The following is a 26,828-nucleotide window of genomic DNA, read 5'->3' as shown; positions in this document are numbered from 1 at the left end:
GTATTCCAGTAAGCTTTTTGTTAAAAAAGCACCACAATAACCTAATCGCTCTTATTGGTCAATTACAAACTTCACTTTCTTAACCCCACAAATTCATCCCTATCGATATTCTTTCTGGATGCAGTTAAATCATAGAGAATAGAGACCAGAAAAACATCTATGCCTCGCGAAAATGGCTTTTCACCCTGCCACATGCTGCCTTTACCACAGTTATAACACAAATCAGGAAAGATTGGAATAAGTTAGCCCAAACTTTCATGATTAAAAATGACCTATGAACTTTCGAATTTTAGCCGGATTATTGACACCGAAATTTATGAGGTAACGGCTGGAGACCAGGATCTTGCCGGGTTGCTTGTAGAAATAAATCAGGAATCAAGGGAAATACTTCGCTTTATACAACAAAGTATAACATTAATGGAGTATGAAGAGTGTAAATATGCTTTTACAAAATATCAGCAGGAATTCACATCGTTGCTAAATAAGCTGGAAAAAACAATCGTGAAGGACATTCCATTATCTAGCCTTGATTTTCTAAAGAACGAAAGGTTAAGTATTTGTAAAAATACCGTTCTGGATCTACTGGCTTCATTGGAATCAGATTTCCCTTTGTATTTCAATTATAGCATGTTGCTAAATCTAAGTGCATTAACAAGTTTACGCGTAAAGTTAATGGAGCTGATTGAAGAATTTGCAGCAGAACTCAAACAAAAAGATGTTGATAGCGAGACCATAGAAAGCTTTCAGCTTGTTTTTCGGCAGCTGCTACACCCAAAAAAGACCTTTTCTTACCAGCAGTCAGCTTATATTAAAGATTTTTTCAACCAGCTTAACGAATGGTGTGATGCAACTGATAAACAAATTGAAACACTCGATATCGTGCTCGTCATCGTATCACTAGGTTTTAATCACCCGGCATTCTACCATTTCTGCTGCCGGTATTTTACCGAAGCACTTGAAGAGTGCGATAATATTAATGATCAGCGCCAGATGCTAAGTTTTTTAAAGAAAATATTTAAGCAGGTATTTAAGCTTTCGACCTCACCCTACGACGTGAATTTGCCAATTATAGAAGATGCTATTCAAAGATACCTGGATGCTGAACTTAGTTATTTACATGCTATTGAATTGACCGCTGAAGACCTCAGCTCCGGAGGATTATTGGAGAAAAATTTCCAAGTGACCTTTACCGTCCGCCAGCTGGCCATTTTTATTCAACTTCAGGTTGAGGCTAATATTATTTTTTCGAAAAGCCCGAAAGTGCTTCATCAATACGTAACCAGGCACTACAGCAGTGTGGAAACAGAGAAAATATCAGAGAAGAGCTTCAAAAACGCTTATTACAGAACCAGAGATAGCGATATGGAAAAAGTAATTGAAAAAATTGTAACCATGCTGGCGCTGGCACAGGACAAATGCTAGCCGAGTAAATAAATCAGTTCTTTCCTTTGAAGAAAATCTACAAATTCAAAATACCAGCGTTCCGAATAGTTATCCCTTGTGTGCAGTTCCTTAAGATTATCGGTTAAAATATCCTGTAAGGTAAAAAAGCCCATTACCTTACTACGCAGTTTAAATTCCTCGCTTAAAGGCAGTTCAACAATAGGAAGGTTTAAAAGAAAAAGATTTGATTCGACAGAATGATCCATAAAAAACGTGGGTTAACCCGCTATCCGCTTTAGAGGCACCGCGAAGAGCCTTAGACACAAGATAAACAGGCACCCACGCATAGCGTAGGCAACTATCTATTTTTCCCTGTGTCTTCTGAAAATTTCGCGGTTTTCTAAAACAGTAAAATAGCTATTGCTACAATATTATATAATTAAAATACTTTATTTCATGCTCCAAATATAACAGATTCTATGCTTTTATCGTTTCCAGCAGAAAAATAAAAGGGTTGCTAAAGGTTGCGCCTCCAGCAACCCCAAAAAGTTAAGCGTCATATTTTTTGAAAATACCTGACATGCTATGGAAAAAGAAAAATACCTACAGACACTATCAGCCTATCAAAAACTTTCACCAGGTTTAAAAAGCTATCTGAAAATCACCCTTCAGGAGACTGTATTTGATGGATTGGAAAAAATTAGCGCATCAGATACCAGCTTAGGCGGATATTGTTATTTAAGAAAGGGAAGCGCCAGGCTTTTTCTTTACGATACAGAGAGCGAACAGGAGGTGACCATACTCTTTCTAAATTCCACACAAGTAATTCCTGATCTTCAACCCATTGCCAGCCACTTTAAAGGAAACCTTTTCATAGAATTTCTCGGAAGCTCCACTTTATTTTTTATTCCAGAGAAGCATATTGCTAACCTTCATAAATTGTTTCGCGAAGCCATTCCCCTACAAATGGCCATTAGCGCTGAAGCCTGGGCGCAGACCATTAATGCGCTTTCAGACCTCAAGTTACTTAATGCACATCAACGGTTAAATAAACTATTGGACTACTTTCCTAATATTTTTAATGTAGCTGCAGTAAAAAACGTAGCCACATACCTCGGTGTACATCCCTCTACGCTTAGTGCAATGAGAACGAAAGGAATAAAATCAAGATGATGAGAGAGAACCTCAATGACTTAAAAAAGAATCACTGCAGTTAATAATGTCCCATTTAGATATACTCACAATTGAGCAATAACAGCCTTTTTCCCACCTGGATGTGATATCCAAAATCCCGGAAACGCCAACTTTGAATAAAAAAACTTAAATAATGAGTGGCACTAGGTATTCATATTATGCATCACAGGTGATCTCCGGAGCATTTATCTTGCTATGGACTTACACCGCAGGAAGCAAACTGGCTAACTTTGGAGCCTATACGATGGAAATGCACCGCCAGGTATTTAGCGCTGAAATATCAGTTGTACTTATGTACATTTTACCTATTGTTGAATTATTGGCCGTAATCTTATTATTGTTTCCAAAAACAAACAAAATTGGACTAATACTCTCCCTTTTACTTATTTCCACCTTTACAGGCTATGTGTTACTGATTATTATTGGATATTTTCCAAACGTTCCCTGTAGTTGTGGTGGAGTAATCCGTGCGCTGGGATGGAAAGGCCACCTCCTATTTAACCTTGTTTTTTTAATGCTAGCAATTAGTTCACTATTTATTAAACCAAAGCGGGAGGCAAGTGACAAAGAGGTTTAACTAAAAAGGGCCCGGCTAGCCCTAATCCAACTAAACCAAGTCCGACGGCCACCGAAGAGGACAGATGGGCCAACTGCTTAAGCCCTATTAAATAAGCAGAAACTCAAACTAAATAACATGTTAAAAAAAATCAATTCAGGTCTTGTAGCCCTTGTATTAGGATTCGGCCTTATTATCACTCAAAGTGCTTTCACTGCTTCAACTTTTGGAACCCTGTATCATTACAAAACAGATAATGGTCTGATTCAAGATGAAAGCTCTTGGGAAACTGTTTCAACAGCACCATCTTTTAGTTGTAGTGAGGAAGATATACTTCCCTGCACTATCGAAGTAACAGGATCGCTTTCATCTTATCTTCAAAGTAACCCTACTGCTGAGAAAGTAATGGCTTCGCCAGAAATCAGATCAACCAGAGATTAAAATGGAAAGATGCCAGGTAGCAGATTGCCTGGCACCTTTTCCGATTACGGATTTTGCTGCATGCCCGAAATTTCAATTACTGATTCTGGAATAGGTAGCACAAATCCAGAGGAATTGGGTACAAGAACATATGTTTTCCCGTTTACAGTTCTTGTCAAACTAATCCCCGCACCTTCTTTATTTAACCGTTTCACATCTGCCCATCTTAATCCCCTCATTAACAGCTCCTTTCTCCGTTCATTCAGTACCATATCAATAACCGCGTCCTGGTTAGAACTATTTCTGTCAATAAATGTATTTCTCTTATAACGGTTTCGAAGAAGTTTGTTGAGATCCGCTAAGGCTTCGGGCAGCCTGTTCAGCCTGGCAAGACATTCAGCTCTGATTAGTAAAACTTCATCAACAGCCACCCCGGCAAAAAATGTAGTGAATCCCTCATAACTTCCTTTAAAACCATAAGTCCCGTTTTTATTATCATTGAAGAAAACAGTTCTACGCAGATCATTAAGTTCATATTGGGTAAAGAGTTGAGGATCAGTCTTCGCCCTTACGTTTGATAACGGAACACCGGTAAAGTAACTATCATGAAGTACCTCAACATTAAATTGTGGAATGGGCAGCGTAGCGGCTGCATTGAGCGTATTAAAATCCATTAAACTACTTTTTAGCTGTAGCGAAGAGTCGGCGTAAAGATAAGCTTCGCTGTACCTTCGCATGGTTACCAGGGTCCTGGCAAGAAGACCAAAGGCCGCCGCCCTTGATGGCCTCATCACGTGAACCGCAACGGGCGGCAGTTGCCGTATCGAAACCTTTAGATCTGAAATCACCTGTGAATACCCTTCTTCTACACTTGCCCGGACTGACGGTACATTGAAATCTGAACCGGTTCTGAGCGGAACACCCAGATCCTGTGCTGCCGAGGCGGCGTCATAAGCAGGAGCCCATACAAATAGGGTCTTAAGAATATTCTTTGCGCGATAATAGTGAGCCTGACCACTAACATTGTCCCATTGGGAGGTATTTGCAGTGTTCCGCTGTATTTTTCCAAGATTCTCAATCACGCTGTTGGCCCTGTAAACGGCCCTGTAATTATTTCCCCATTCATTAATCTCTGGCAAAAAGATATTCGTCCGTTGCCAGGTATACATGTTTCGTTCATTCTCCAGCCTGGACAAGAAATCGGTATCGGTGAGGTAAAAATCGGTCGAACTTATCTCCGCAGCATTCCCATCTGCCTGGTTAAGCACCTGGTAATGATCTAAAAGTGATTGTTGATCTGCCAGGGTTTCGGCGAGGGCAATCGAACTATCTGATTTCTCCTCCAAAAATTTCTTACAGGAAGCCAGTGCCAAAAGCAAAGGCAGAATAATATAGTAGTATTTTTTCATGGTGTTATGCTTATAAATTAGTTTTAAAACCGATTGCAATGCTCTTCGGGTCAGGAATAGCGGCAAAATCCGGATCTATATGCTCACGGTTCTCCCGCCAGATAATCCCGAGGTTGGAAGCCACTATAAAAATATTTGCCTGCGAAAGGAATTTATTTTTAGTATTATGACCTAAAATATCAAAGCCAATATTAATATACTGAAGACGTATATGGTCTCCCTTGAGTACATTTACCTCCGATCCAAAATAAAATTCATCTCTACTGGATGAAGCAGGATAAACCATACTTGGAACATCCGTAAAACTTTCATCACCCGGCTTTTGCCAACGTGAGGCGAATGCTCCATTGCCGTTCCGCCCAACAAAAAGTGATGTATAACTTAGGGATGGCTTCCTGAAATAATAGCCCAGCTTGTAGCTTAACCTGATGCTGGCATTAAAGCGGCCGTAAGAGAAACTATTTCCCAGTGCTCCGGAAAAAACAGGAAGTGCTGATCCGTGATACACCATATCTTCCAAACGCAGCGAAGTACCGATCAATGAAGAATAATTTTTGTTCACTACACCTGCCTGTGTCCCCTGCGGATCGCCAGTTTTCGGATCAAGGCCTGCCCACTTATAAGAGAACATGCTGAATAACGGATAACCAACGATCCCTGCGGAAGAAAGATTACCGGCTACCAACCCACGCCCGTTAAAAGCCCCCATATAATTTTTGACTACTTTATCTTTATAATAATTAAAGAAAAAGTCACTAGACCATAAAAATTTCCCGGTTGTATTTATGGTATTGATCTCCAAATCCAGACCATCTCCTTGTATAGAACCTGAATTTTTAACTACCGTATACCCGATTCCTGCAGTTAGATCAATGGGGTTTAGGGCCAAAAGGTCAATAGATTTTTTTCTAAATACCTCAACACTTCCCTTTATCCTGTCCCCTTTGAAACCAAAATCAAGCCCGGCATTAAACATATAAATCCGCTCCCATTTCAACTCCGGGTTATTAAAATTATTAAAGATTGCATAGGGTGATTGGGTGTAAGGTGAATTAATACTGGAGAAAATGATGGAAGTGGCGGCAGATCCTTTCGGATCGGTATTTCCACTGGCTCCAAATGTCATTCTCAATTTCAACAGCGGTAGCAAAGCAGATTTATAAAACTTTTCCCTACTGATATTCCAGGCCAGCCCTGAAGAAAATAGCGGGTTCCACTTGTCGTTGGTGGCTAACCCAAATAAATTGGAAGCATCCCTTCTTCCGCTTAACGAAACCGTATAACGTTCATCATAAGTGTAGGCCGCGTTGGCAAAAAGAGAAACAAAACGAGATATCGAACCTGAGAAGCTATCTACATTAGGCACAAAAGCATTTGCACCGTTGATAAAAGTTCGGTAAGCGTTTACATAATCCACTACTCCCGAAGTAAGCGTCGACTCGTTTACACCATAAACCCGTTTATTTTCTCCATCCACAGCAGTGCTCCTGATTTCTGCACCAGCTAGGCCAACAATGGAATGGCGGCCAAATGTTTTATTAATATCAACTTGTCCACGACCATTGTGTGCCGTAAGCAGGGAAAGCCCACGATCTCTGATCGTTCCGGATGGAATGTTTCTTTTAAATATTCCGTTTGCATCAACAGTAGAAAATAAGTTAACGAGATTTCTTGTGAAGTAACTTCCTTCCAGATAATTCGTATTGTTCTGGCTATCCTGCTGCTCGAACTGGTAACTTGCCGTCAATTTTAACCAATCCATAAGCTGATAACCTGCTCTGAACGATGCCAAAACAGCGTTAACCCTATTGGCACCGGTAACACTTTTATAATCTTCCAACGGAAAATACTGCCAGTCTAGAAGGTTTCCACCACCAACATTAGCAAGATAGGAAGCCCTGTAATCCCTCATTACTGCAAGCGGATTACCATCTCCATCTGACAGGCGGGTGTAAGGCGGAAGGCTGCCGGTTGAGGTATTTAAGCCGGATACATCTTCCCTCCCTCTCCCTGTGAGAGAATGTGTCAACATTAAGCTTCCGCCAAGCATCAGCTTATTTGTTACCTTAATGTTTTGCTCAGCCTTAAGGCTATACCTGTTAAATGGATTACCTAACGACCCTGTGTTTCGATCAGCTCCGAAAGAAACTAACCAGTTCCTCTTTGCACTGCCGCCGCTTAAACCTAATGAATACTGCTGCGCTGTTGCCTTAGAAAACACATATTGGTTAAGATCTGAACGCAAGTCGTATCCCCTGAGGAGATCCATTTGCCTTGCAGTTTCCTGTGCAGAAAGTCGTCCATCCCTTGCTGCAATACGCAGCTCTACTACTTCTGAAAGTGCAAACTTATCTGCAGCTGTTTCTACATTATTGTAGTATCCCTGGTCGAAAAGATAATTTTCAACATCTATAAAATCTCCCACACCAATTTTATTCTGATAAAACAGGTCGGGTTGATCTGTGACCTTAAAACTTCCTGAAAAGGAAACCTTTAGTGGCGCATTGAATTTAGCTTTTTTAGAGGTGATTACCACCACCCCATTTCCTGCCCGGGCACCCCAGATTGAAGCAGCAGCTGCATCTTTTAGTATGGTAACACTTTCTATATCATTTGGGTTGATGTTATTTATATCCCCTTCATAAGGGAAATTATCGAGTACAATCAGCGGTGCACGGATTCCACGAAGGGTACTAATCCCCCTGATGATGATTCCGTACCCTCCACCTCCGTTACTCTTGCGGTCTACACTATATCCGCTCACCATTCCCTCCAGCCTGCCAATAATATCTGTAGCTACCTGTTCGGCAAGCATTTTGCCAGACACCTGGGCAAAAGAACCGGTTGCCCGTTCTTTAGGTAAGCGCTGATAACCGGTGCTCACCTCAACCGTCTGCAACTGCCGATCATCCAATGCGAGTGTAACTTTAAACATCCCGTTGAAAGGTATCGATATAACGGTGTCTAACTCAATAGTGTTTAACCGCGAAAAGCTAATTTTGTGCCTTCCCATTCCAAGAGGGAGCGAAAATTCACCTTCATTTGAAGAGACTGTCGTGGTACCCTTATTAGAACGGATAGTAATCCCTTCAAGCGGCTTACCGTCTACGCCTAAAACTATTCCATTCAGGCGCTCTTGTGCTGTTGCAGACAGGCATAAGCTCACTATTAACAGTATAAATATCGAAATTAAGAGCAAGAAACTTGTTTTCTCGTGTTTTTTGTAAAAGCTATTTATCCGTTTCATCGTCTTAACTTATTTTTAGTTCTTAATGCATCGATATTTTTCCTTCGGCTATTCAAAGTATCCATATGCTCAAGGAGTAATCGGACATTTTCAACGGTTAAAAGTTCAGCCGTAGTTATTGCCCGCACCCCACCGTCGGCAATCCATACGTAATGTGGAAGCGCCTGGTGTGGAAAAGTCCGGAGAAAAACCGTATCAGCGATTATCACTGATAACGCTGTTGCCGAAAAAGCTTTGGATCCGGATTTGAATTTTGAGATCAGCGATTCTTGCGTATCTCCGGTGCCTACCGAATTAACCAATAGCACTCTCACCTTTCCGGGAAATGCCTTTTCAATTTCAGCCAATTCCGGAAACCGTTTAATACACGAGCCACACCAGGTAGCCCAAAAATCCAGAATAATTAATTTCCCTTTATCTGAATAAAGCGAATACGCACCTGGGGTTCCCTGCTGTAACATGGAATGCTTATAAGTCCAGAAAGACTTAGGAAGTTGCCCTCCTACCGGAACAGGAAAAATTTTATTCTGCACTATGGATTGCGCAGAAACAGCTTCAATAGTGCTTAAAAGCACCAGTAAACAAAAGAATATATTTTTAATCATCATTAATTTGGTAAGTCTGTCCACATGCATAGCACACTGACACGAAGGTCTTGGAAAGTACATTTAAGAAGCCTTGCCTGCTTTGAGAATTGCCTTTTTTAGCACCATTCATTTCAAAGAAGCGACAGGAGCATTCTGTACGGTAATGGCCAGATAGATTTATAGTTAGTGAATAGGTTAAATAAGAGGAGTAAACATCAGCGGTTCAGACAAGCGACTAAGGCTTCAATGTATACAGCCAATCCTACGGAATTGTCTATCTCTCTTCAGGTGTTGCTTGTTGGTTTTCCTTTAACCAATAAAGCGTTGTTGACCTTGCCTCCCTACAGCAATGCACAAAAGAAAATCTGATAAAGCATTGCCTCCTATCTGTATCCCATTTAGATTTTGTAGTCTTGAAAACCTGTCTCCTACTTTGAGTATATTTAACAGCCCTGTAACCAGAAGCCGTAACCTCAGCTGCTTTTTCGTTTCGCTGATTCTTAAAAACACTCAGCAATACAAAAGGACCAAATAGAAAGGCCCAACAAAGAAAAAAAAGTGGCAGATAACGTTGATCAGACTTCATCATTGGTTACGATATATTAAATAAATAAGAGTCAGAAGCAGGGACAGCCGGAAATAAAATCCATAGCAGCCCCTACCCATAGATGCAACATCCTTCGCGGACGATGTTCACATCCAGGAAAAAATCCTACCTGAAAAATCAGGACATACCAATCCCCTTACAGCAAAGCCATTTATTTTTTAAACAAAATCAAAACTATTTGGGGATATACTACAGGGAGACAGGATCAAATGATCCATCAAAAAAGAGAAAGGCAAGCTAACAATAAAGTACCTATTTCATCATTACCATAAAGGTTAGCCTGCCTAGATTAGTTATTCAGGATTTTTAGGTTTTAAGGCATAAAGCCAGTCAAATGAAAAACCTGGCAAGGATAGATGAAGAAATGTATGAGGAAAACGGTGTAGTAAAAAGAAGCCATAAAAAACTCTTGTCGCTTCAGCAGCGTTGAACTTTTTAGTCTGACTTAGATTCTGTTTTCTCATAACTATATGTTATGAGCCCTGGAGGAGTGAAGAGCACTATAGTAGGCTCTAAATACCGTTCTACCAGGCTTCTCACGGCCTTGCCAACGGGTTTACAATAGAGCCTATAGATCTATAGTACGTATAAAAGTACGCAAAATATCACTATAGGCATTAATTCTATTGTCTCGTTGGCTGTGAATTGTGAGAATTTGGTAGCCGAGACTCTTTTATTAATACCTTTTTATATCACTCAAATATAATAAATTATATCAAAAGAAGCAAAACAAGTAAGTAATAGTCGTCAATTAATCTCATTAATTAATGTATTTTTAAATCGTCGTACATTACACTTTTGGAGAATAATAAAATTGAAGACTATTTGTTTCAGTTTAATTGCATTTTTTTGTTTTAAAAGCAACGGCTGAATACAATTTTAAAGTTTATTTATTATCATAAATTAAAAATCATATAACCATTTAGTTGCCAGTGCAGTATTTCGCTAACTGATTTTGAGAACATTCCGGAAAAGAATATTTTATTTAAATTGTTTAACCTAATCATGACATCATGAAAAACTTTATCTCTTGCATCATCATTGATGACGACCCTACAGCAATCAGCATTTTGGAACATCATATTGCGGAGATTCCAAGATTAAAAATTAATAAAACCTACACTAGACCTGTAGAGGCGCTTTATGACATCAGCAGAGAACGCGACAAACAGCTCATCTTTATGGATATTGATATGCCGGCGATGTCTGGTCTTAGGCTTGCAGACAACCTTAAACATAAATGTCACAATATCATTTTTACCACCTCCTACCCTGAATATGCAATGGAGGCTTTCAAAGTAAGGGCGAAACACTATCTTTTGAAACCTTTTAATATTGGCGACTTTGCAGAAGTGGTAAATGAGATTGTGACAGAATATTATGATGCTCAAAATGTGGTTAGCGAAACCGATAAGGCATTTTTCCTCAGAACTAATGGAGAAAGAGGCAAACTTACCAAAATACTAAAAGCCGATATTATTTATTTACAGGGCTCAAATAACCACGTTCATATTTACACCACCAACAACAACTATTCGGTGTACATGACCATTAAGGAAATGGAAGAGCGGTTAAATGAAAACAAACACTTTTACCGGGTACATAAGTCGTATATGATTAACACTGGTTTCGTCAAGGAAATCAATGGCCATAAGATCGATCTTGGTAAATACGAAGTGCTAATGAGCCCGCAATACAAAACAGCTTTTATGGAATATGTAGGTCAGCATATTCTAACCTCCAAAAGACTCTAACTGTTAGTCACCACCAGGTGAATGAGTGGTAAACGTTGTTACAACCGTAATTGTACTGGTTGTAGGATCAGTCTGGATGGCAAGTCTAGTTCTGATTGAGCGAAAAACAAAGGCTGTTTTTCTGCTTTTTTTTAAGTCGATTATTCTTTTCATAAAAGAAACTTAGCCCGATGAAATACTTAAAAAGATCAACTTACGCGAAGCCAATTCTGACTTATGTGAAGCGAAATTTTAACTTAAAAAACAAAATGAAAAATTGGTTAAAAAACTATCAATGGCACATTATTTCATGGTTTATTTTCATTCTTTATGAATATTTTCTGGTTGTATTGATCCTGAATATAAAAGGGCCGCTATTGGTGTATTGCATGCACTACGTCATCAACATTTCTTTATTTTATATTCACTCAGATCTGATCCTAAAAAAGACTTTGGCTGGCAGCAAACCGAGATACTTCAAACTAACGGCACTTATTGTAATAGAAATTTTTATTTTTAGTATCATAGCATACCTTGCAGACCAATTGACTTTAACCTCGACCGCACCTATTAATCTAAAAAACGTAACGATAGATTGGAAATTTATATTCGGAGCATTATGGAGGGGCATATATTTTATCCTGTTTGGAACTGCCTATTATTTTGTAAAGCGTTACATCCAGCAAAAACAGCTTACCGCAGCATTGGAAAAAGAAGCTATCAAAAAAGAACTGGAAGAAAAACAGATTGCCATAGAGCTTGCAGATGCAAAAAACTCTTATTTAAAAGCACAGATTAATCCACACTTTTTATTCAACACCCTTACCTATATCTATAATAGTACTCATAAATCCGAACCAAGAGCTGCTGAAGCAGTTAGGTACCTCTCTAAATTAATGAGGTATGCGCTGGAGTGCGAACATGGTCCAAACATCATGAACCTGGAAGCAGAAATATTACAGGTGGAAAACTTACTCCAGCTAAGTAGAATCAAACAGCCAGATTTATACATAGATTTCCATTATGATGAAGGAATTGAGGAAACAAAAATTATTCCTCTAGCCTTATTAAGCCTCACCGAAAACATGGTTAAACACGGAAACCTCAGCGTTTCAACTGATCCTGGTAAAATTGATCTCCACTTAAACAACGGAGTATTTACCATCAGAACAAGTAATTTAGTGAATACCGGCCTGAATGATACCGGATTTCATACAGGCCTGAACAATATTAAACAGCGATTACTGCATACCTATGGCAACAATGCCAGGATTACTTATGGACAAAAAGACCAATACTTTCAGGTACTGATTGAAATCGCTATGCAATAGCCGATTCATCGAAACAAGCCACTTCCTGAACCGTTCATTACTAAGCTCATACTCGTTTCCGAACGAGCATGGAATACCGCTTCGTCTGTGACGATATAATGAGCGATAGAATTGCAGTGATATACCCCAACGTTATAAACGGGCGCAAACAATGGAGCGCTATCGCATCAAGCTTACCCCTGTCTTAATTTTATTTTAACACGCTGCCGCTATCAATTAATTCAACTTCTTTACCCATTTTCTTTTGGATGACTTCAAAATGAGACAATTCATCAGGGCTAACCAGGGAAATCGCTTCACCTATACTTCCGGCGCGACCGGTTCTGCCAATCCGGTGAATATAATCTTTGGGCGACCTTGGCAATTCATAATTGACAACGAAGGGAAGTTCATTAATATCAATCCCCCTTCCCATTAAATCGGTTGCAACTAAAATCCGGAGTTTACCAGACTTAAACAGGTATAGGGTTTCGGTTCTGGCCCCCTGGCTCTTTTTACTGTGAATTGCTTTTGCATCGAAATTATTTTTACGAAGTTTATTTACAATGGCATCTGCAGTGTGCACAGCAGAAGCAAATATCAGCACCTGTTTCATTTCGTGATGATTAATTAAATACCGTAAAAAGGGACCTTTCTTTTCATCGGAAACGATGTAAGCCACCTGTTTAATTTGTGCTAGTGATGCTTCTTCACTTTCGATAACGATGACTTCCGGATCTGTTAACAACACCTGGTGAATTAACCGGAGATCGGCATTGAGCGTAGCAGACAACAAAATATTCTGACGCTTAACCGGCAACAGGGAAATAATCCGGTCTACCTCATCCTTAAAGCCGAGATTGAGCATTTTATCGGCTTCATCGAGCACTAAAGTTTCGATACTGCCCAGGTGCACGGCATTCGAATCTACTAAATCTAATAATCTCCCGGGGGTAGCCACCAGCACATTTACATTCTGGAGGGCCGTCATTTGCGGATTGATAGAAACCCCTCCAAAAACGGCTGTGGTTTTAACCGGTACAGCAAGCCCTTTACTAAAAGCCTGGAAAACAGCTTTAACCTGCTCAGCCAATTCGCGGGTAGGCACTAAAACCAATACATGAACATGCCTGTTTTTAAGCTCAGCTGCTTTTTGCAGGTTCATGAGTATAGGTAATACATAACTGGCCGTTTTTCCGGAACCTGTTTTGGCAATCCCTAAAACATCTTGCCGGTTTAAGATCGCTGGAATGGCTTTTTCCTGAATGGGCGTAGGTAAAGCAAAGTTTTGATTTGATAATATTTTTAATAAATCTGGTGATAAACCCAGCGTAGTGAATGACATATTATTGATTTTGGCTAAAAATAAGCAAAAATCGGCATTTTGAGATTTTACCTGCACCATTCCCTGAGATAAAGCGTAGTTAGCGGTGTAAAACCGCTCCGGAAACCGCCCGGTGCAGGCCGGGGAATTGACAAACAGATTGCCTGGAATCGCCAGGCCTGAGCCGCATTCCCCTCATCCGGGCAAATTTAATGGTATGGGCTGGCAGCCTGGTTTGGCAGAAATAAATTTATTAACTCATGTTCCGTACAAATGCTTTCAGGGTGTGGAGATTGGCATGTGCAGTGCCCATGGTGTTATTGAAATAGACAAATACTTTTTTCCCTTCTGCAAGCCACTCCGCAACGTAACCGGCATATTCATACATTACATCATCTTCATAACTTCCCCGGTAATTACCGCCGGGGCCATGGAAACGGAGATAAATAAAATCGGGATGCGATACGCGAAGCGGCGAACTGGCTGGTGTTTTATCATGGATCACCATCCCCAGCTGATACTCATCCAGCAGTTCATATACCTCATCTACATAAAGAGACAGGTGCCTGAATTCAAGCGCAATCTTCCATTCCCTATCCGGGTCATTTTCACGCAGCACGGCCATTAAATACCGGAGCCGGGTAAAATGCTCAATCCTGATGCTTGGCGGAAATTGTACCAACAGGCAAGCCTTTTTATCCTGTACATTGGAAATTACATCGAAAAACCTGGAAACCAGTTCCTCATCAAAAGCAAGATCTTTACGATGGGTAATTTCTTTAAAAAGCTTGAAGGTAAAACGGAAATGATCCGGCACATCTGCTGCCCATTTTTTCATGGTAGCCGAAAGCGGGATCTTATAAAAACTACTGTTAATTTCAATCGTATCCATTAGCGAGGCGTAATAGCATAACCTCGATTTATCCTGAAACGCTTCCGGATAATGGAGTTTATTGGGAACAGGCAGCAACAGCCCGCTGGTGCCGGAATAATAGTGGTTAAATGTAGCATCCATATAACCAGATAACAATGGAAACTTAGCAATTGTTGGCAGGAAATGATGGCGGTACCCGGCTAACGCACCAACAGCGCCTGAAATGCCTCAAGGCCATTACGGGTGATTTAATTCCCTGCGTAATTTGATATTTCTGCTACCCGGGCTGGTTAACAGGATTTGTAGTGGTATATTTGCATTTTATTGCAATGAATATGAAATTACTGCCGACATTTTTCTTCCTCCTTTTTATTTTTGGTACCAAAGCACAGAACATCGTTAATCAGCCGGTTAACAATAGCTTTATTCTGGGGAAAACAGAAGTGTTTCATTCTGATATCTTATCAGAAGACCGGACGCTAAACATTTACCTGCCCGAGGGTTACAACAGTAAGTTAAAATACCCGGTAATCTATTTACTGGATGGATCGGCAGACGAAGATTTTATCCATGTTGCCGGCATTGTTCAGTTTAATACTTTCCCCTGGGTAAACAGGATTCCAAAATCGATTGTTGTGGGGATTGCCAATACGAACCGAAAGTTTAATTTTACTTCGCCGGGCGGTAGCAAAAGTGATGAAAAGTTAATCCCCAAAAATGGCGGATCTGCACCGTTTATTTCGTTTATAGAAAAAGAACTTCAGCCCCATATTGACCAGAAATTTGGAGGCAATAAAGACAATACCATTATCGGCCAATCATTAGGTGGCTTGCTGGCTACAGAAATTTTATTTACCAAACCTCAGCTTTTTAGCAAATACATCATCATTAGTCCGAGTTTATGGTGGCGGGACGGTTATCTTTTGCGGGAAAAGCCAGCCATTCTGAATAGCGGCTACACCAGCCCTACCCATGTTTATATTGGCGTTGGCAAGGAAGGATCTATAGATGGTTCTAAAAACCACATCATGGAAAAAGATGCCAAGTTATTGGCAAAGAAAATAAAAAATGGCTTATCTAAAACTGTAAATGTATTTTTCAATTACCTACCGGATGAAGATCATGCTACGGTTACCCACCAGGCGGTTTTTAACGCTTTTAGAGCGCTATACCCTAAAAAAAAATAAAGGCCAGCGATAAAATTTAACCGGAGCATTACTTAACGGATATTACGGCAACTCAGATTTTTAGCTTAAGGGAATGAACGGGCAGTTGGCAGGTTTTTAGATGGAGATGCGATTCCTTTCTGTTAGCGCCTTCAGTTTTTCTTTCACTGCATGAATATGACGCAATCCCCTGATCAATTAAGTTAAAAATTACTTAAACTTTTGCTTCTTTATTTAGTTATCTGATCTGAATCATACCATTATCATTTTGTTAAACACCTTACAAAACAAATCCATACGGAACAACGCGATGAGTAACCTTACCCAAAATCCTGCCTATCAATACGTTCTTGATCCGGATTTAACAAGCATAGACTGGCCACGCGTTCTTCAATTATTCCAGTTGGTAAACTGGAAGCACCGGGTTGCAGCTGAAATAGAAAAAGCTTTCAAATTAAGCACAAACACCATTTTTATTTACCACGAAGGGGAAATTATTGCTTTCGGCCGTACCATAGGCGATGGCAGGTATTACGCCATGCTGGCCGACATTGTAGTAGACCCTGCCTGCCAGGGCAAAGGATTAGGCAAATATCTGGTAACGGCTTTAAATAATTTGTTGGAAAATTATCATTTTGTAAACCTTAGTGCAGCGCCCGGCGCAGACGATTTTTATAAGGGCCTTGGCTGGAAAAGACAAACCACAGCCTTTATCTGGCCACAGGGGCCCAAGCAATTGCGGCAACACTGCGAAAAAGACGAGGAATAATTAACCGGATTCTGAAGCTGTATTGATTAGAAACGCGGCCTAACTGATTGTGCCGCCTTGTGATCTTAGCCATAATGTTTAAATTCGCAGCCAAATTGTGCATTTGATATCAAATGCGCATGATGTAACCCATACAACGAAAAGAAAACACAATGGAGGAAAATGACTTCGTTTCCATCTGGCTGGAGGAAACCGGAAATCCTGCTATAGCAGAACTAACACAACGGAACCTGAACCTTGCCGGTGAGGCTGCTGCGGTTTTAGCTGAAAGAAAGATTGATTTGAATGCGCTGGCTATTCCCCTGGATATTAATCCGGAGGAGTTGAATAGGTGGATGCAGGGCAGACATTCTTTTAGTCAGAAAGTTTTAACAGAGATAGCGGCCCTGATTAAAAATTAAATGAAACGCTTCAGGTTATCAATTTGAAGAAATAGGAGTCAGATGTTCAATAATCGGGCTAAAGCCTAAATCTTTCGATTGCTGCCGTTGATAAATTAATGCAATGAGGATTAAATACCCAAATGTTTCGATATATTCGGCTGATTTATAGCGAATATGGTTACAGCAGAAAAGGTTTATTATTATTTCAGGCAGAAATTCATCAGAAAGTTTTTATACCGGTTTGGTTTCGGTAGTCCTGTAGGCAAAAATGTTTGGGAAGAACAGTTCAAAAACGGTGCATGGGATTATCTTTATTCGGATACGGAAGCCCTGCACTATAAAAGTATTGTGAAATTTTACAACCAGTATGGCGGTGGCAGCGTACTTGATGCAGGTTGCGGCCAGGGTGTTTTATTCCACTACCTTAAGCCTTACATTAAAGGGCCGGAAAATTATCTTGGCTTTGATATTGCAGAAAATGCCGTGGCAGAAGCCAGGGATAAATTTCCACCATATCGCTTTGTGCAGGCAGATTTTAACATCTCGACTCCTGATGAAAAGTTTGATGTGATTATCTTTAATGAGTGTATTTACTATTTTAGCAGGTTAATTGAACAGTTAGATTCTTGCTTTGCCAAAAATTTAAATCCTGGTGGCCGCGTAATCATATCAATGTTTTATTATGCTGAACATGCACAACTGTGGAAAAGATTAACCGATCGCTACACTTTTATCGATTGGGAAGAAGTACAAAATGAAAGTGGCCAGAAATGGCGAATCTGTATTTTTAAACCCTAGTCGAATTGGTGGAAGCCGGTCTGTGTTATAAATTAATTATAGACTTTAGCCCAATCGGTAATGTATACCCGATAGGTTTCGCTTTTCTAAAAGCGCGGGCTGCTGCTCGTGAATAAAACGGGCAGAACTGGTGATGGCTATACTAAGGTAATCCATCACCCGCCATTTCAAATGGGGTGTGCGTTTGCCATGCCACATGGTCTGGTAACTGGAAAACGGCCCTTTACGTGCCTTTACAGGTAATCATACGCAAACCAGACTAAATCCCCCATTAATGGTCACCCTTTATTTACCTGATTTTTGGGTAATGATGAGGGCAGTACATACATGTTAATATCTTGCGGCAATCGGCTAAAAAAGATTTATAGAAACACTCGGGTTCTTGCTAACTTTATCGGTATTCATCAGTAATGGTGTTTTGCCTATATTTTAATTCATATTAAAGCAGATAAAAAAGCTTTTGGCTTTTAAGTAATGAACCCACCGGTTTGGGTGTGAATTTCATTTCTCCTGCTTTGATGGCCAGTTTTAAAATAAATTAGCAAACCAATACCTTGATTTAGCAGATTTAACTATGAAAATATATTACAAATTCTTACACGCCACCTTACTTTTTATCGCTTTGCTTGGCGGCGTAAATACCGTTAAGGCTCAAAATGGCGACCAAATTTTAGATGGAATCGGGGAAACCGGATTAAGCGCACGTTATTTATTTAATGGCGATGTGAGGGATTGGTCCAGAAATAATTTTCATGGGAAGATTCAAGGTACCGCTCAGTTTATCAACGATAGCCGGTTTGGTAAAGTACTATCGCTAACCGGAGGTGAGGCATCGTTCCTGACCATCCCTTCGGGCGTGTTAACAGATTTAGAATCCATCAGTATTACCGGATGGGTTTACCTGCGTTCCAAACAAAGTGGCCAGCATTTATTCGATTTTGGTAAAGATGCAGCAAACCATTTTTTTACGGCGCCGGTGGGTACCAAAGAAAAAGAAGGTTACCAGGCTTCGGTGGCAACGAAGGCAAAAACCTATACCGCCCTTGCTCCGGCGCCTGAACTTAATAAATGGGTGCTTTTTACGGTCGTGGTGGATGTTCCTTCCAAAGCTATTGTTACCTATTTAGATGGTAAACCTGTAGCAGAAACTAAAAATAGTCCGGTAGTGCTATCAGAAATTTTTGATCAGTCTGCCGGCGGGAAAAACACCCTTTATATTGGAAAATCCCTATCAACCGGCAACCCCAACTTAAATGCCTTACTCCACGATTTACGGATTTACCGCGTTCCGCTCAGCAGAAACCAGGTAGCTGGAATTTATCGCAATGCGCAAAGCGGATTGCAGGCAGCTGCAGTAAATACAACGGAAAAGAAAGAAGACGATTTGCCGCAGTTTTCGCCAGCAAAAGCACAGCTTTACAACGCATACCTTACACAGGTAGCAGATGTAGAAGTAACCACTCAGGTAGGAGATTTACCCAGATTGCCGGGGCATATACCGGGAACCTACCGTAATAAACTAAAAGGGCCGGATGTACAGGTAATATGGCCTGCTCCAACAGACAATTCTACTGTTTTGAAGCCCGGAAAAATGACCATTACCGGGCGCGTTGCCGGAACAAATTTCCAGCCGAAAGCATTTGTAACCATAAAACCAGCTGAGCAAACGATCACACCTGCGTTGAAACTGGAAACGTTTCATTTAGATCAGGTCTCTTTAAAATCGAACGTGCAGGGGCACGATACCAAGTTTATTGAAAACCGAGATAAGTTTATTAAAACCCTGGCCAAAACAGACCCGAACTCTTTTTTATACATGTTTCGCCATGCATTCGGTCAGCAGCAACCGGAAGGCGCTAAACCTTTGGGCGTTTGGGATAGTGAAGATACCAAACTACGCGGCCATGCAACCGGCCACTACCTTTCTGCCATTGCACAGGCTTATGCCGGTACAGGGTACGACCAGGAATTGCACGAAAATTTCTCCAAAAAAATGGAGTATATGATTAATTCACTTTACGCATTATCACAATTATCAGGAAAGCCTAAAAAACCAGGCGACCAATATATAGCAGACCCTACGGCAGTACCGGTTGGGCCGGGCAAGGCGGCCTTCGATTCAGACCTGAGTGAAGCAGGTATTAGAAATGATTACTGGAACTGGGGAACCGGCTTCATTAGTGCCTACCCTCCTGATCAGTTTATTATGCTGGAAAACGGAGCCAAATATGGTGGGCAGAAAAACCAGGTTTGGGCACCATATTACACCTTACATAAAATTTTAGCGGGTTTATTGGATGTTTATGAAGTGAGCGGGAACAAAAAAGCACTCGAAATTGCGGGTAATATGGGCGATTGGGTTTATGCCCGGTTAAACAAGCTGCCTCAGGAAACGCTGATTAAAATGTGGAACACCTACATTGCTGGTGAATTTGGCGGAATGAATGAATCGATGGCGCGTTTATACCGCGTTACCGGAAATCCAAATCACCTGAAAACTGCGCGGTTATTTGATAACATTAAAGTGTTTTACGGCGATACCGCCCATTCTAATGGCCTGGCGAAAAACGTAGATCTTTTCCGTGGATTGCACGCCAATCAACATATCCCTCAAATTGTAGGAAGCATAGAAATGTACCGTGTTTCGAACGATCCCGCTTATTATAAAGTGGCCGATAATTTCTGGTACAAAATGGTGAATAACTATATGTATAGCATTGGTGGCGTTGCCGGAGCGCGAAACCCGGCAAATGCCGAATGTTTTATTGCCCAGCCTTCTACACTTTATGAAAATGGTTTTTCTGAAGGCGGACAAAACGAAACCTGTGCCACTTACAACATGTTAAAATTAACGGGTGATTTGTTTCTTTTTGATCAGCGGGCAGAACTGATGGACTACTACGAACGTGGACTATACAATCATATCCTCGCCTCCGTTGCCGAAGATAGCCCCGCAAATACCTACCATGTTCCACTCAGACCGGGCTCAAGCAAACAATTCAGCAATGCAGATATGACTGGCTTTACCTGCTGCAATGGTACGGCTATAGAAAGCAGCACGAAACTGCAAAACTCTATCTATTTCAGAAGCAAAGATAACCAGGCCCTGTATGTAAATTTATTTATCCCTTCTACTTTAGCATGGACTGAACGCCAGATTGTGGTGGAACAAACCACCAATTTCCCCAATGAAGATCAAACCCGTTTAATGATAAAAGGACATGGGAAGTTTGACCTGAATGTGCGTGTTCCAGGCTGGGCTACCAAAGGATTTTTTGTAAAAATTAATGGCGAATTGCAGAAGATTCAGGCAACACCAGGTACTTACCTTAAAATAAACCGCACCTGGAAAGATGGTGATGTAGTTACCTTACAAATGCCTTTTCAGTTTCACCTGGATCCGGTAATGGATCAACAAAATATCGCCAGCCTTTTTTATGGCCCGATCTTACTGGCTGCACAAGAGCCTGAAGCGCGAAAAGATTGGCGGAAAGTGGTTTTAGATGCGAATGATTTAAGCAAATCAATTCAGGGTGATCCGAAATTGCTGAAGTTTACCATTGGTGATGTAGTTTTTAAACCGTTTTACGAAACCTATGGCCGCCATTCGGTATACCTGGACGTGACTTTGAAATAGAATTTTTAATAGCCGGTGCCATTATCTTATGAGCTATTAAGCGACAATGTAGCGGCAAGCCCACGCAAATTAAGTGGGCTATTTGCTCAAAAACGATGTTATTACAACAATCCACGCAACTGCAATTATTTGGCAATAGTGCGGAAGCATATTAAATTGCCTATTACAGCAGTTAGTAAAGCCATATGGGGTTACACCTGACTAGGAATACGAGCTGAACCATCCTTCAAAAGCATGCGAGCCAGTTTTAACTGTTGTGCAGTTACTTTAGCACGATCATAAACCAGGTATAAGGTATTATCTGTTGGAATCTGTCCTTTCCATATTAATTTCAGTTTATTTTCTACCAGCATTTCATTCAAAAGATAATCTGCGGTAATGGTTAGCCCTGTGCTACTGCCCAGGGCGTTTAAAATGACATGCATATCTGGGATGACAAAATGCGGTCTGATTGCCGGCCGCTTTTTGAAATTTTTAAGCCAGAATCTGCGAATCATAGCGAGATCAGAACTGTAAGCAAACCATGTTTGATTCAGCAACCAGTCTTCCACCAGCTTCCAGTCCTTTCCCTTAACCAGTTTGTTAAAAGCAGCGGTATCTATTCCTATACTACCCGCAATTACGAAAGTCTCTTCAAAAACCGGCTCATAAACCAGGTTTTTATCATCTGCTTTTTGTGTAGCAATTACAAAATCCAGTTCCCCTTTAATAAGACGGGAAATGAGTTCTTTAGTCAGTCCAAAAGAAATCAGCAGTTCAGCAGGCACCTCCATCAGGGATTTTGATAATACTGCCTGAAAATATTCTTTAACCGTACCAATCCGTAGGCTGGGAAGTTTAGGGCTGTTACAAATCGCCTTGAAAGCCGACTCTACCGCTTCGAGTTTTTCTAAAGACTCCACAATCTGGGTATAAAACAATTTCCCATAATCTGTTGATACTAAACGGGGCTTTCTTTCAAAAAGTTGTTTGCCTACGTGTGCTTCAAGGGCAGACAAATGTTGGCTTACGTTAGGTTGGGAAATGAATAAAATTTTGGATGCAGCAGTGAGTGAGCCTGTTTGATATACCGCTTTAAATGTTCTGTACCATTCCAGATTTACCATGATGCAAACATAAATATTTTTATGAAGATGGATAAATTTTATTATTTTCTTTATGTGCATGATTATTTCAACTTTGCCTCAATGAGAAAACACTGAAAATGAAGAAAACCAATTTGACTAAAATATTCATCATTAATGCCGGGGAGCACTTTCTTCATGCCCGCGGAAAATTTAATACTGCGGTTACAGCGATCACGACCGGTTATTTTTCATCACGGACTGATGCTCCGGATATACAGGTAACAACCCTTAAAAATGGATACCTAGTGATGGAAGAGGTAGAAAAATACAAATGGGCAGACCTGATTATTTATCACACGCCTATCTGGTGGTTTAATATTCCTCATGGCCTTAAGCGATACTTTGAAGTACTTTCAGCAGGAAGGTTAAACGGTCTCTCGAAGGGAGACGGACGTTCATCGGAAAATCCTGCGATTAATTATGGAACTGGCGGCCGCCTGACTCAGAAGCCATACCTGGTAACAGCCAGCATGAATGCCCCTGAAAACGCATTTACCGCGCAGGGAGGTTTTTTCAGTCAACATAGCGTTGATGACGGCATTCTTTTCGGATTTCATCGCATGCATGCGTACATGGGCATGCGAAAACTGGAGAGTTTCCATTTCTATGACCTCATCAAAAATGCCAATACTACTGAATACTTAAACCAGTACAAATTACACCTGGAAAAAATAAACAGAATAATATGAAAAAAGTTGCCTACATAGGTTGTTTGGGAATGATTGGCGTGATTACGACAGAATTTGGTGTCATCGGTATCTTGCCTCAGGTAGCAGAACACTATCAAATTTCAATCGAAAAAGCAGGGGTTTTACTGAGTGCATTCGCCATGGTGATTGCCCTCACCGGTCCGTTTATGACTTTACTCGCATCAGGTTTCGACCGTAAAAAGGTGATGCTAACTGCAATTTCTATCTTTCTGGTAACAGGAGTAGTTTCTTCGTTTGCGCCTCCTTTTTGGTTGCTGTTATTGGTTAGAATCCTGCCTGCGTTTCTTCAGCCAGTTTACATTGCCGTAGCCATTGCTGCAGCAACTGCAGATGTTACAGAAAACAAAAAAAATGAAATGATGGGAATTGTGCTTGGCGGTATTGCAATTACAATGGTAACTACTGTGCCGCTTGCCACCTACCTTGCAAGCAAAATGACCTGGCAGGTTTCGTTTATGATACAAGCTGCCGTGACGGTGATTGCACTCTTTGCCATTCTAAAAGGCCTGCCCCCTATGCCAGTGCGGGAAAAGAAATCTTATGGCAGCCAATTCAAAATACTTACAGACAGATCTTTTATCTTGAGCACGGCGATGAACTTTTTGATGATTGCCGCCTGGTTTTCTACCTATAGCTATTTTGCCGATTACCTCACCAAAACAAAAGATATGAGCGATGAAATGGTCAGCTATATGCTCTTATTATTCGGCATTACGGGTGTCTTTTCAAACTGGCTTTCAGGAAAAATGCTGAACAAGAACATTCCGAAAACAACGGCATTATTTTTATCAGGCACAGTAATTATTCCGGTATTGCTGTATTTTTCAGATGGCAGTACAATAGCAGACATTTTTGTTATCGCTATCTGGGGGTTCTTTTACGCGCCATGCTTCTTAAATGCATCTGCTTATATGATTTCTGCTGCACCTCAATCTTTAGCGTTTGCCAATAGCCTGGCTACTTCATTTGGTAACCTGGGCGTAGCGATTGGAACCACAGTAAGCGGCTGGTTTATTTTCTGCTACGGCGTGGCGATTACCTCATGGGTAGGCGCTGCATTTGGCATTGCAGCCCTTGCTATGATTGGTTTGAGGAGTTTTCTTGAAGTGAAGAAGACAGGTTGAGCTAATAGCATTAATTAATTGTAACGCTTCTTTAAAGCCCTATTTAATAGATTTCACCACTTCAGATTGACAATATTGTATTCGTTTCAATTGATTCAAATCATCTTAGATCCTGTTTAAATTTAAATGAAAATAATTAGCATGTCAGTCTGAGCCTGTCGAAGACCTTATTTTTAATGTAGAAAAAGCACTTCGTCAAGCTCAGTGTGACAGAAAAAGTAACGTCTGTAATATAATTGAATAAAATTTAAACAGGCTCTTACTGATCAAAATAAACACTATTAATAGAAAACGTCAGGTTTTAGCCAAACCAAACCATCTGAGTGTTGGAATTGTTAGCTTAATTAAATGTCAAAACTGCGCCAGCCTTCCTATCTTAATTTCGACCAAAACCAATATCCATGGAAGCCTGATATTGATTACCGGGAACACCCCGAAAGTTATCGCGTTGGAAAGGGTGAACAAGGTGTACTGATTTGTGAGCCATATAAAACGGAAATTGGAATGCACTGGCGATTTAAAAACCCAGGCATTGCCACACAAAGCAGTGAAGAAATTTTCAAATGTTTTCAACACTATCTTAAGGAGCATGATTTTGTAGGTGCCGATATGGCCTGGAAATTTCTGCAAATGGGTTATACCCGTGCAAGAAGATATGCCAACTATAAAGGCGGCAAAAAATACGACAAAGAGAACAATTATGCAGAATTAGCCCGTGGAACCGGGGAAGCAGAAAAGGCAGAATCTGCTGCTATTTTTTATGAAAAGTGGAAACTGGCAGAGGCCGATCTGCAGTATACGCAAATGAAAGCCGACTGGAAAAAACAGTATGGATAAGTTTTTTCAGGTTTAGTACCGGAATCGGGTATTGCAAAGTCTGGCGGTGATCTACAAGATATCACCACCCCTCTTTATCATAAACAGCCTCTTACCTGATTTCCGGAGCAGCTGTATTTTCTATATTTCCTGTTTCTTGCCACCTGAGAAATTATAAATAAAAAAGATCCTGCTTATCCTAATCAGAAAAATAAATAAAAAAAATTAATTGCGATACAATAAAAGGCTGCAAACTGCGTCTTATTATGGAGAGCGTTAATTTAGATTAAACGGGGATCGTCCACTGGATGATTCCCGTTTTTCATTTAAAGCCAGTTTCCTTTATTGGAAGCCATGTTGAACCTATCGAAAACCCACCTGCTTTACTCGACCAGCTTATAACGCAAGGAGCACTTCTGCGACTTAAAAACTCACCATCAATAATTATGTATGCCTAAGCGAATCTATGGCAGGAACCCACTCATCCTTTCCGCAACGCTGGCAAGAAAAGGGTTTGCTGAGGTAACTAACACGGGCGCAGTGGGTACAGGCGTAATCTCCGCTTTCTGGTATTTCGCGAGACTTGCCGGCAAATTGTTTTGGATAGACCGGCATACCCTTCTTCACTTTCTCATTCGGATAAAACAGAAAACTCACCTGACCATTAGATTCTAAAACTGCTGTACGAACCTGGCCAACATGTTCTATATTTTGTCCGCGCATTTCGGCAAAAAATTCATCCTGGGCAAAATTAGCATCTCCCTCCTCTTTTAATGTAAATATGCCGTCTTCGATAATATAAATGGGTTTCCCTTCCAGAATATTTTCTATCCGCTGGTTTTTTGCAGCCAGATAAGTAATAAGCCTGTAGAATCCTAAAATTACAATAAATACCAGTAACGATGGTAAAATAGCAGATTCACTGTTCAGCATCGGGTCGCCGGCAGCAGAACCAAGCGCTATAATTATGGCAACTTCAAAAATACTGAGCTGCCTCACTCCTTTTTTGCCTGATGACCGAAGAAAGATTAAAACCAGTGCAAACATGATGATCGTTCGGAGACCAATTTCAAGCGCCAACTCTAAATCCAGATCACTTAAGAAAATATTTCTAAAATCTATTGCTAATAAATACACAGTGTAATTTTATATATCCAACACCATGTAAAGCTTTTTGTTGGGAAAAGCTGTCGAATATTATCTTAATGTTTATCCGGAATAGGCTAAACCCCTAAATAGGTAACCAGATATCCCTCTGCTTCCTGTAATTTAACGCTATATAATCCGAAATTTTCATGAGCATTAACGATAGGCCGAAGCAGATTAAAAATAGCAATACAAAGCTGATCTGTTGTGGCAAGTTTTCCTTTGATAAAATCTACATTGAGGCTGAGATTTTTATGGTCTATTTTGGCAATAATTTCGTTTTCCAGGACATTATCCAGAGCCTTCGGAAAAGGTAAATCTTCATTCGCAGGTGTGGGCTTTTTACTAAAAGTTACCCAAAGGTTAAAATTATGCCCATGATAATTGGCATTAGCAGCCTGGCCGAATACCTTAAGGTTTTGATCTGGTGTCCAATCTTCACGATAAATACGTTTTGCCGCATTAAAACGTACGCTCCTGGTGATATAAATTTGCATGGATTAATGTT

General features: G+C 40.5%; 25 protein-coding genes. 14 read left to right on the top strand and 11 right to left on the bottom strand.

Features of this window, described 5'->3' with window-relative positions; genetic code table 11:
* Positions 1–267 precede the first annotated feature (267 nt).
* Positions 268–1,422 (top strand): hypothetical protein, encoded by a 1,155-nt coding sequence (locus tag GJU39_RS06425; protein ID WP_154279874.1) that lies wholly within the window; start codon positions 268–270, stop codon positions 1,420–1,422.
* On the opposite strand, the gene GJU39_RS06420 is transcribed toward GJU39_RS06425, so the two are convergent.
* The gene (locus tag GJU39_RS06420; protein WP_154279873.1) at positions 1,419–1,649 is read right to left on the bottom strand and encodes a hypothetical protein; all 231 of its coding nucleotides are present in this window, start codon (positions 1,647–1,649) and stop codon (positions 1,419–1,421) included. The genes GJU39_RS06425 and GJU39_RS06420 overlap by 4 nt on opposite strands.
* A 319-nt stretch (positions 1,650–1,968) precedes the next feature.
* Between GJU39_RS06420 and GJU39_RS06415 the strand changes: the two genes are divergently transcribed.
* From GJU39_RS06415 to GJU39_RS06405, 3 genes are all read left to right on the top strand, one after another.
* A complete protein-coding gene (locus tag GJU39_RS06415) occupies positions 1,969–2,556 on the top strand; it encodes a cyclic nucleotide-binding domain-containing protein (protein WP_154279872.1) in 588 nt (195 codons plus the stop codon).
* Positions 2,557–2,710: 154 nt separating this feature from the next.
* Entirely contained in the window at positions 2,711–3,154 is a 444-nt protein-coding gene (locus GJU39_RS06410; RefSeq protein WP_154279871.1) for a MauE/DoxX family redox-associated membrane protein, read from the top strand.
* Between the two features lie 117 nt (positions 3,155–3,271).
* On the top strand, positions 3,272–3,574 hold the full coding sequence (locus tag GJU39_RS06405; protein WP_154279870.1) for a hypothetical protein: 303 nt from the start codon (positions 3,272–3,274) through the stop codon (positions 3,572–3,574).
* A 44-nt stretch (positions 3,575–3,618) separates the two neighbouring features.
* Here GJU39_RS06405 and GJU39_RS06400 read toward each other — a convergent pair whose 3' ends face one another.
* From GJU39_RS06400 to GJU39_RS23400, 4 genes are all read right to left on the bottom strand, one after another.
* Complete coding sequence (locus tag GJU39_RS06400; RefSeq protein ID WP_154279869.1) at positions 3,619–4,962, bottom strand: RagB/SusD family nutrient uptake outer membrane protein; 1,344 nt, start codon at positions 4,960–4,962, stop codon at positions 3,619–3,621.
* Between the two features lie 10 nt (positions 4,963–4,972).
* On the bottom strand, positions 4,973–8,209 hold the full coding sequence (locus GJU39_RS06395) for a SusC/RagA family TonB-linked outer membrane protein (RefSeq protein ID WP_154279868.1): 3,237 nt from the start codon (positions 8,207–8,209) through the stop codon (positions 4,973–4,975).
* Complete coding sequence (locus GJU39_RS06390; protein ID WP_167515657.1) at positions 8,206–8,817, bottom strand: TlpA family protein disulfide reductase; 612 nt, start codon at positions 8,815–8,817, stop codon at positions 8,206–8,208. Before GJU39_RS06390 ends, GJU39_RS06395 begins: the two co-directional genes overlap by 4 nt.
* An 879-nt stretch (positions 8,818–9,696) precedes the next feature.
* Positions 9,697–9,867: a hypothetical protein gene (locus GJU39_RS23400; protein WP_167515656.1), complete on the bottom strand. Its 171-nt coding sequence runs from the start codon at positions 9,865–9,867 to the stop codon at positions 9,697–9,699.
* 549 nt (positions 9,868–10,416) lie between these two features.
* Between GJU39_RS23400 and GJU39_RS06385 the strand changes: the two genes are divergently transcribed.
* Complete coding sequence (locus GJU39_RS06385) at positions 10,417–11,157, top strand: LytR/AlgR family response regulator transcription factor (RefSeq protein WP_154279866.1); 741 nt, start codon at positions 10,417–10,419, stop codon at positions 11,155–11,157.
* A gap of 3 nt (positions 11,158–11,160) precedes the next feature.
* On the opposite strand, the gene GJU39_RS06380 is transcribed toward GJU39_RS06385, so the two are convergent.
* Entirely contained in the window at positions 11,161–11,310 is a 150-nt protein-coding gene (locus tag GJU39_RS06380; RefSeq protein WP_154279865.1) for a hypothetical protein, read from the bottom strand.
* A gap of 95 nt (positions 11,311–11,405) precedes the next feature.
* On the opposite strand from GJU39_RS06380, the gene GJU39_RS06375 reads away from it, so the two are divergent.
* Positions 11,406–12,467, top strand: a complete 1,062-nt coding sequence (locus GJU39_RS06375; RefSeq protein WP_167515655.1) for a sensor histidine kinase — start codon at positions 11,406–11,408, stop codon at positions 12,465–12,467.
* Positions 12,468–12,657: 190 nt separating this feature from the next.
* Here the strand turns inward: GJU39_RS06375 and GJU39_RS06370 are convergent, their stop codons facing one another.
* Together GJU39_RS06370 and GJU39_RS06365 are read right to left on the bottom strand one after the other, a co-directional pair.
* The gene (locus GJU39_RS06370; RefSeq protein ID WP_245227704.1) at positions 12,658–13,851 is read right to left on the bottom strand and encodes a DEAD/DEAH box helicase; all 1,194 of its coding nucleotides are present in this window, start codon (positions 13,849–13,851) and stop codon (positions 12,658–12,660) included.
* Positions 13,852–14,023: 172 nt separating this feature from the next.
* Positions 14,024–14,785 carry a DUF72 domain-containing protein gene (locus tag GJU39_RS06365; protein ID WP_154279862.1) on the bottom strand — a complete coding sequence of 254 codons (762 nt, stop codon included), beginning with the start codon at positions 14,783–14,785 and terminating at the stop codon, positions 14,024–14,026.
* Positions 14,786–14,979: 194 nt separating this feature from the next.
* Between GJU39_RS06365 and GJU39_RS06360 the strand changes: the two genes are divergently transcribed.
* The 5 genes from GJU39_RS06360 to GJU39_RS06340 all read left to right on the top strand — a co-directional run bounded on the left by GJU39_RS06360 (position 14,980) and on the right by GJU39_RS06340 (position 21,397).
* Entirely contained in the window at positions 14,980–15,831 is an 852-nt protein-coding gene (locus GJU39_RS06360; RefSeq protein WP_209437596.1) for an alpha/beta hydrolase, read from the top strand.
* Positions 15,832–16,120: 289 nt separating this feature from the next.
* Complete coding sequence (locus GJU39_RS06355; protein ID WP_154279860.1) at positions 16,121–16,579, top strand: GNAT family N-acetyltransferase; 459 nt, start codon at positions 16,121–16,123, stop codon at positions 16,577–16,579.
* Between the two features lie 152 nt (positions 16,580–16,731).
* Entirely contained in the window at positions 16,732–16,980 is a 249-nt protein-coding gene (locus tag GJU39_RS06350) for a hypothetical protein (RefSeq protein ID WP_154279859.1), read from the top strand.
* 156 nt (positions 16,981–17,136) lie between these two features.
* Positions 17,137–17,760 (top strand): class I SAM-dependent methyltransferase, encoded by a 624-nt coding sequence (locus GJU39_RS06345; protein ID WP_154279858.1) that lies wholly within the window; start codon positions 17,137–17,139, stop codon positions 17,758–17,760.
* 574 nt (positions 17,761–18,334) lie between these two features.
* On the top strand, positions 18,335–21,397 hold the full coding sequence (locus GJU39_RS06340) for a beta-L-arabinofuranosidase domain-containing protein (RefSeq protein ID WP_154279857.1): 3,063 nt from the start codon (positions 18,335–18,337) through the stop codon (positions 21,395–21,397).
* 191 nt (positions 21,398–21,588) lie between these two features.
* Here GJU39_RS06340 and GJU39_RS06335 read toward each other — a convergent pair whose 3' ends face one another.
* Positions 21,589–22,563 carry a LysR family transcriptional regulator gene (locus GJU39_RS06335; protein WP_154279856.1) on the bottom strand — a complete coding sequence of 325 codons (975 nt, stop codon included), beginning with the start codon at positions 22,561–22,563 and terminating at the stop codon, positions 21,589–21,591.
* 38 nt (positions 22,564–22,601) lie between these two features.
* Between GJU39_RS06335 and GJU39_RS06330 the strand changes: the two genes are divergently transcribed.
* The 3 genes from GJU39_RS06330 (at position 22,602) to GJU39_RS06320 (ending at position 25,195) form a co-directional block, all read left to right on the top strand.
* Complete coding sequence (locus tag GJU39_RS06330; protein WP_245227702.1) at positions 22,602–23,213, top strand: NAD(P)H-dependent oxidoreductase; 612 nt, start codon at positions 22,602–22,604, stop codon at positions 23,211–23,213.
* Positions 23,210–24,358: an MFS transporter gene (locus tag GJU39_RS06325; RefSeq protein WP_154279855.1), complete on the top strand. Its 1,149-nt coding sequence runs from the start codon at positions 23,210–23,212 to the stop codon at positions 24,356–24,358. Before GJU39_RS06330 ends, GJU39_RS06325 begins: the two co-directional genes overlap by 4 nt.
* Positions 24,359–24,706: 348 nt before the next feature.
* Entirely contained in the window at positions 24,707–25,195 is a 489-nt protein-coding gene (locus GJU39_RS06320; protein ID WP_209437595.1) for a DUF4385 domain-containing protein, read from the top strand.
* 423 nt (positions 25,196–25,618) lie between these two features.
* On the opposite strand, the gene GJU39_RS06315 is transcribed toward GJU39_RS06320, so the two are convergent.
* Both GJU39_RS06315 and GJU39_RS06310 read right to left on the bottom strand, forming a co-directional pair.
* Complete coding sequence (locus tag GJU39_RS06315; RefSeq protein WP_342448181.1) at positions 25,619–26,311, bottom strand: DUF421 domain-containing protein; 693 nt, start codon at positions 26,309–26,311, stop codon at positions 25,619–25,621.
* A gap of 86 nt (positions 26,312–26,397) precedes the next feature.
* Entirely contained in the window at positions 26,398–26,817 is a 420-nt protein-coding gene (locus GJU39_RS06310; protein ID WP_154279854.1) for a 6-carboxytetrahydropterin synthase, read from the bottom strand.
* Between the last annotated feature and the right edge of the window lie 11 nt (positions 26,818–26,828).

Source organism: Pedobacter petrophilus (genome assembly GCF_009674725.1).
GTDB classification, from domain to species: Bacteria; Bacteroidota; Bacteroidia; order Sphingobacteriales; family Sphingobacteriaceae; genus Pedobacter; species Pedobacter petrophilus.
Note: the sequence above shows the minus strand (reverse complement) of the source record. Positions and strands in the feature narration are given on the sequence as shown.

What these genes read in the sequence shown, in the direction of transcription:
- GJU39_RS06355 (WP_154279860.1), top strand. Translation starts at nt 16,121, where the DNA reads ATGAGTAACCTTACCCAAAATCCTGCCTATCAATACGTTCTTGATCCG.
- GJU39_RS06400 (WP_154279869.1), bottom strand. Translation starts at nt 4,962, where the DNA reads ATGAAAAAATACTACTATATTATTCTGCCTTTGCTTTTGGCACTGGCT.
- GJU39_RS06360 (WP_209437596.1), top strand. Translation starts at nt 14,980, where the DNA reads ATGAAATTACTGCCGACATTTTTCTTCCTCCTTTTTATTTTTGGTACC.
- GJU39_RS06345 (WP_154279858.1), top strand. Translation starts at nt 17,137, where the DNA reads ATGGTTACAGCAGAAAAGGTTTATTATTATTTCAGGCAGAAATTCATC.
- GJU39_RS06365 (WP_154279862.1), bottom strand. Translation starts at nt 14,785, where the DNA reads ATGGATGCTACATTTAACCACTATTATTCCGGCACCAGCGGGCTGTTG.
- GJU39_RS06390 (WP_167515657.1), bottom strand. Translation starts at nt 8,817, where the DNA reads ATGATGATTAAAAATATATTCTTTTGTTTACTGGTGCTTTTAAGCACT.
- GJU39_RS06415 (WP_154279872.1), top strand. Translation starts at nt 1,969, where the DNA reads ATGGAAAAAGAAAAATACCTACAGACACTATCAGCCTATCAAAAACTT.
- GJU39_RS06425 (WP_154279874.1), top strand. Translation starts at nt 268, where the DNA reads ATGACCTATGAACTTTCGAATTTTAGCCGGATTATTGACACCGAAATT.
- GJU39_RS06380 (WP_154279865.1), bottom strand. Translation starts at nt 11,310, where the DNA reads ATGAAAAGAATAATCGACTTAAAAAAAAGCAGAAAAACAGCCTTTGTT.
- GJU39_RS06405 (WP_154279870.1), top strand. Translation starts at nt 3,272, where the DNA reads ATGTTAAAAAAAATCAATTCAGGTCTTGTAGCCCTTGTATTAGGATTC.
- GJU39_RS06385 (WP_154279866.1), top strand. Translation starts at nt 10,417, where the DNA reads ATGAAAAACTTTATCTCTTGCATCATCATTGATGACGACCCTACAGCA.
- GJU39_RS06340 (WP_154279857.1), top strand. Translation starts at nt 18,335, where the DNA reads ATGAAAATATATTACAAATTCTTACACGCCACCTTACTTTTTATCGCT.
- GJU39_RS06325 (WP_154279855.1), top strand. Translation starts at nt 23,210, where the DNA reads ATGAAAAAAGTTGCCTACATAGGTTGTTTGGGAATGATTGGCGTGATT.
- GJU39_RS06320 (WP_209437595.1), top strand. Translation starts at nt 24,707, where the DNA reads ATGTCAAAACTGCGCCAGCCTTCCTATCTTAATTTCGACCAAAACCAA.
- GJU39_RS06370 (WP_245227704.1), bottom strand. Translation starts at nt 13,851, where the DNA reads ATGGTGCAGGTAAAATCTCAAAATGCCGATTTTTGCTTATTTTTAGCC.
- GJU39_RS06335 (WP_154279856.1), bottom strand. Translation starts at nt 22,563, where the DNA reads ATGCACATAAAGAAAATAATAAAATTTATCCATCTTCATAAAAATATT.
- GJU39_RS06420 (WP_154279873.1), bottom strand. Translation starts at nt 1,649, where the DNA reads ATGGATCATTCTGTCGAATCAAATCTTTTTCTTTTAAACCTTCCTATT.
- GJU39_RS06330 (WP_245227702.1), top strand. Translation starts at nt 22,602, where the DNA reads ATGAAGAAAACCAATTTGACTAAAATATTCATCATTAATGCCGGGGAG.
- GJU39_RS06375 (WP_167515655.1), top strand. Translation starts at nt 11,406, where the DNA reads ATGAAAAATTGGTTAAAAAACTATCAATGGCACATTATTTCATGGTTT.
- GJU39_RS06410 (WP_154279871.1), top strand. Translation starts at nt 2,711, where the DNA reads ATGAGTGGCACTAGGTATTCATATTATGCATCACAGGTGATCTCCGGA.
- GJU39_RS23400 (WP_167515656.1), bottom strand. Translation starts at nt 9,867, where the DNA reads ATGAGAAAACAGAATCTAAGTCAGACTAAAAAGTTCAACGCTGCTGAA.
- GJU39_RS06310 (WP_154279854.1), bottom strand. Translation starts at nt 26,817, where the DNA reads ATGCAAATTTATATCACCAGGAGCGTACGTTTTAATGCGGCAAAACGT.
- GJU39_RS06395 (WP_154279868.1), bottom strand. Translation starts at nt 8,209, where the DNA reads ATGAAACGGATAAATAGCTTTTACAAAAAACACGAGAAAACAAGTTTC.
- GJU39_RS06350 (WP_154279859.1), top strand. Translation starts at nt 16,732, where the DNA reads ATGGAGGAAAATGACTTCGTTTCCATCTGGCTGGAGGAAACCGGAAAT.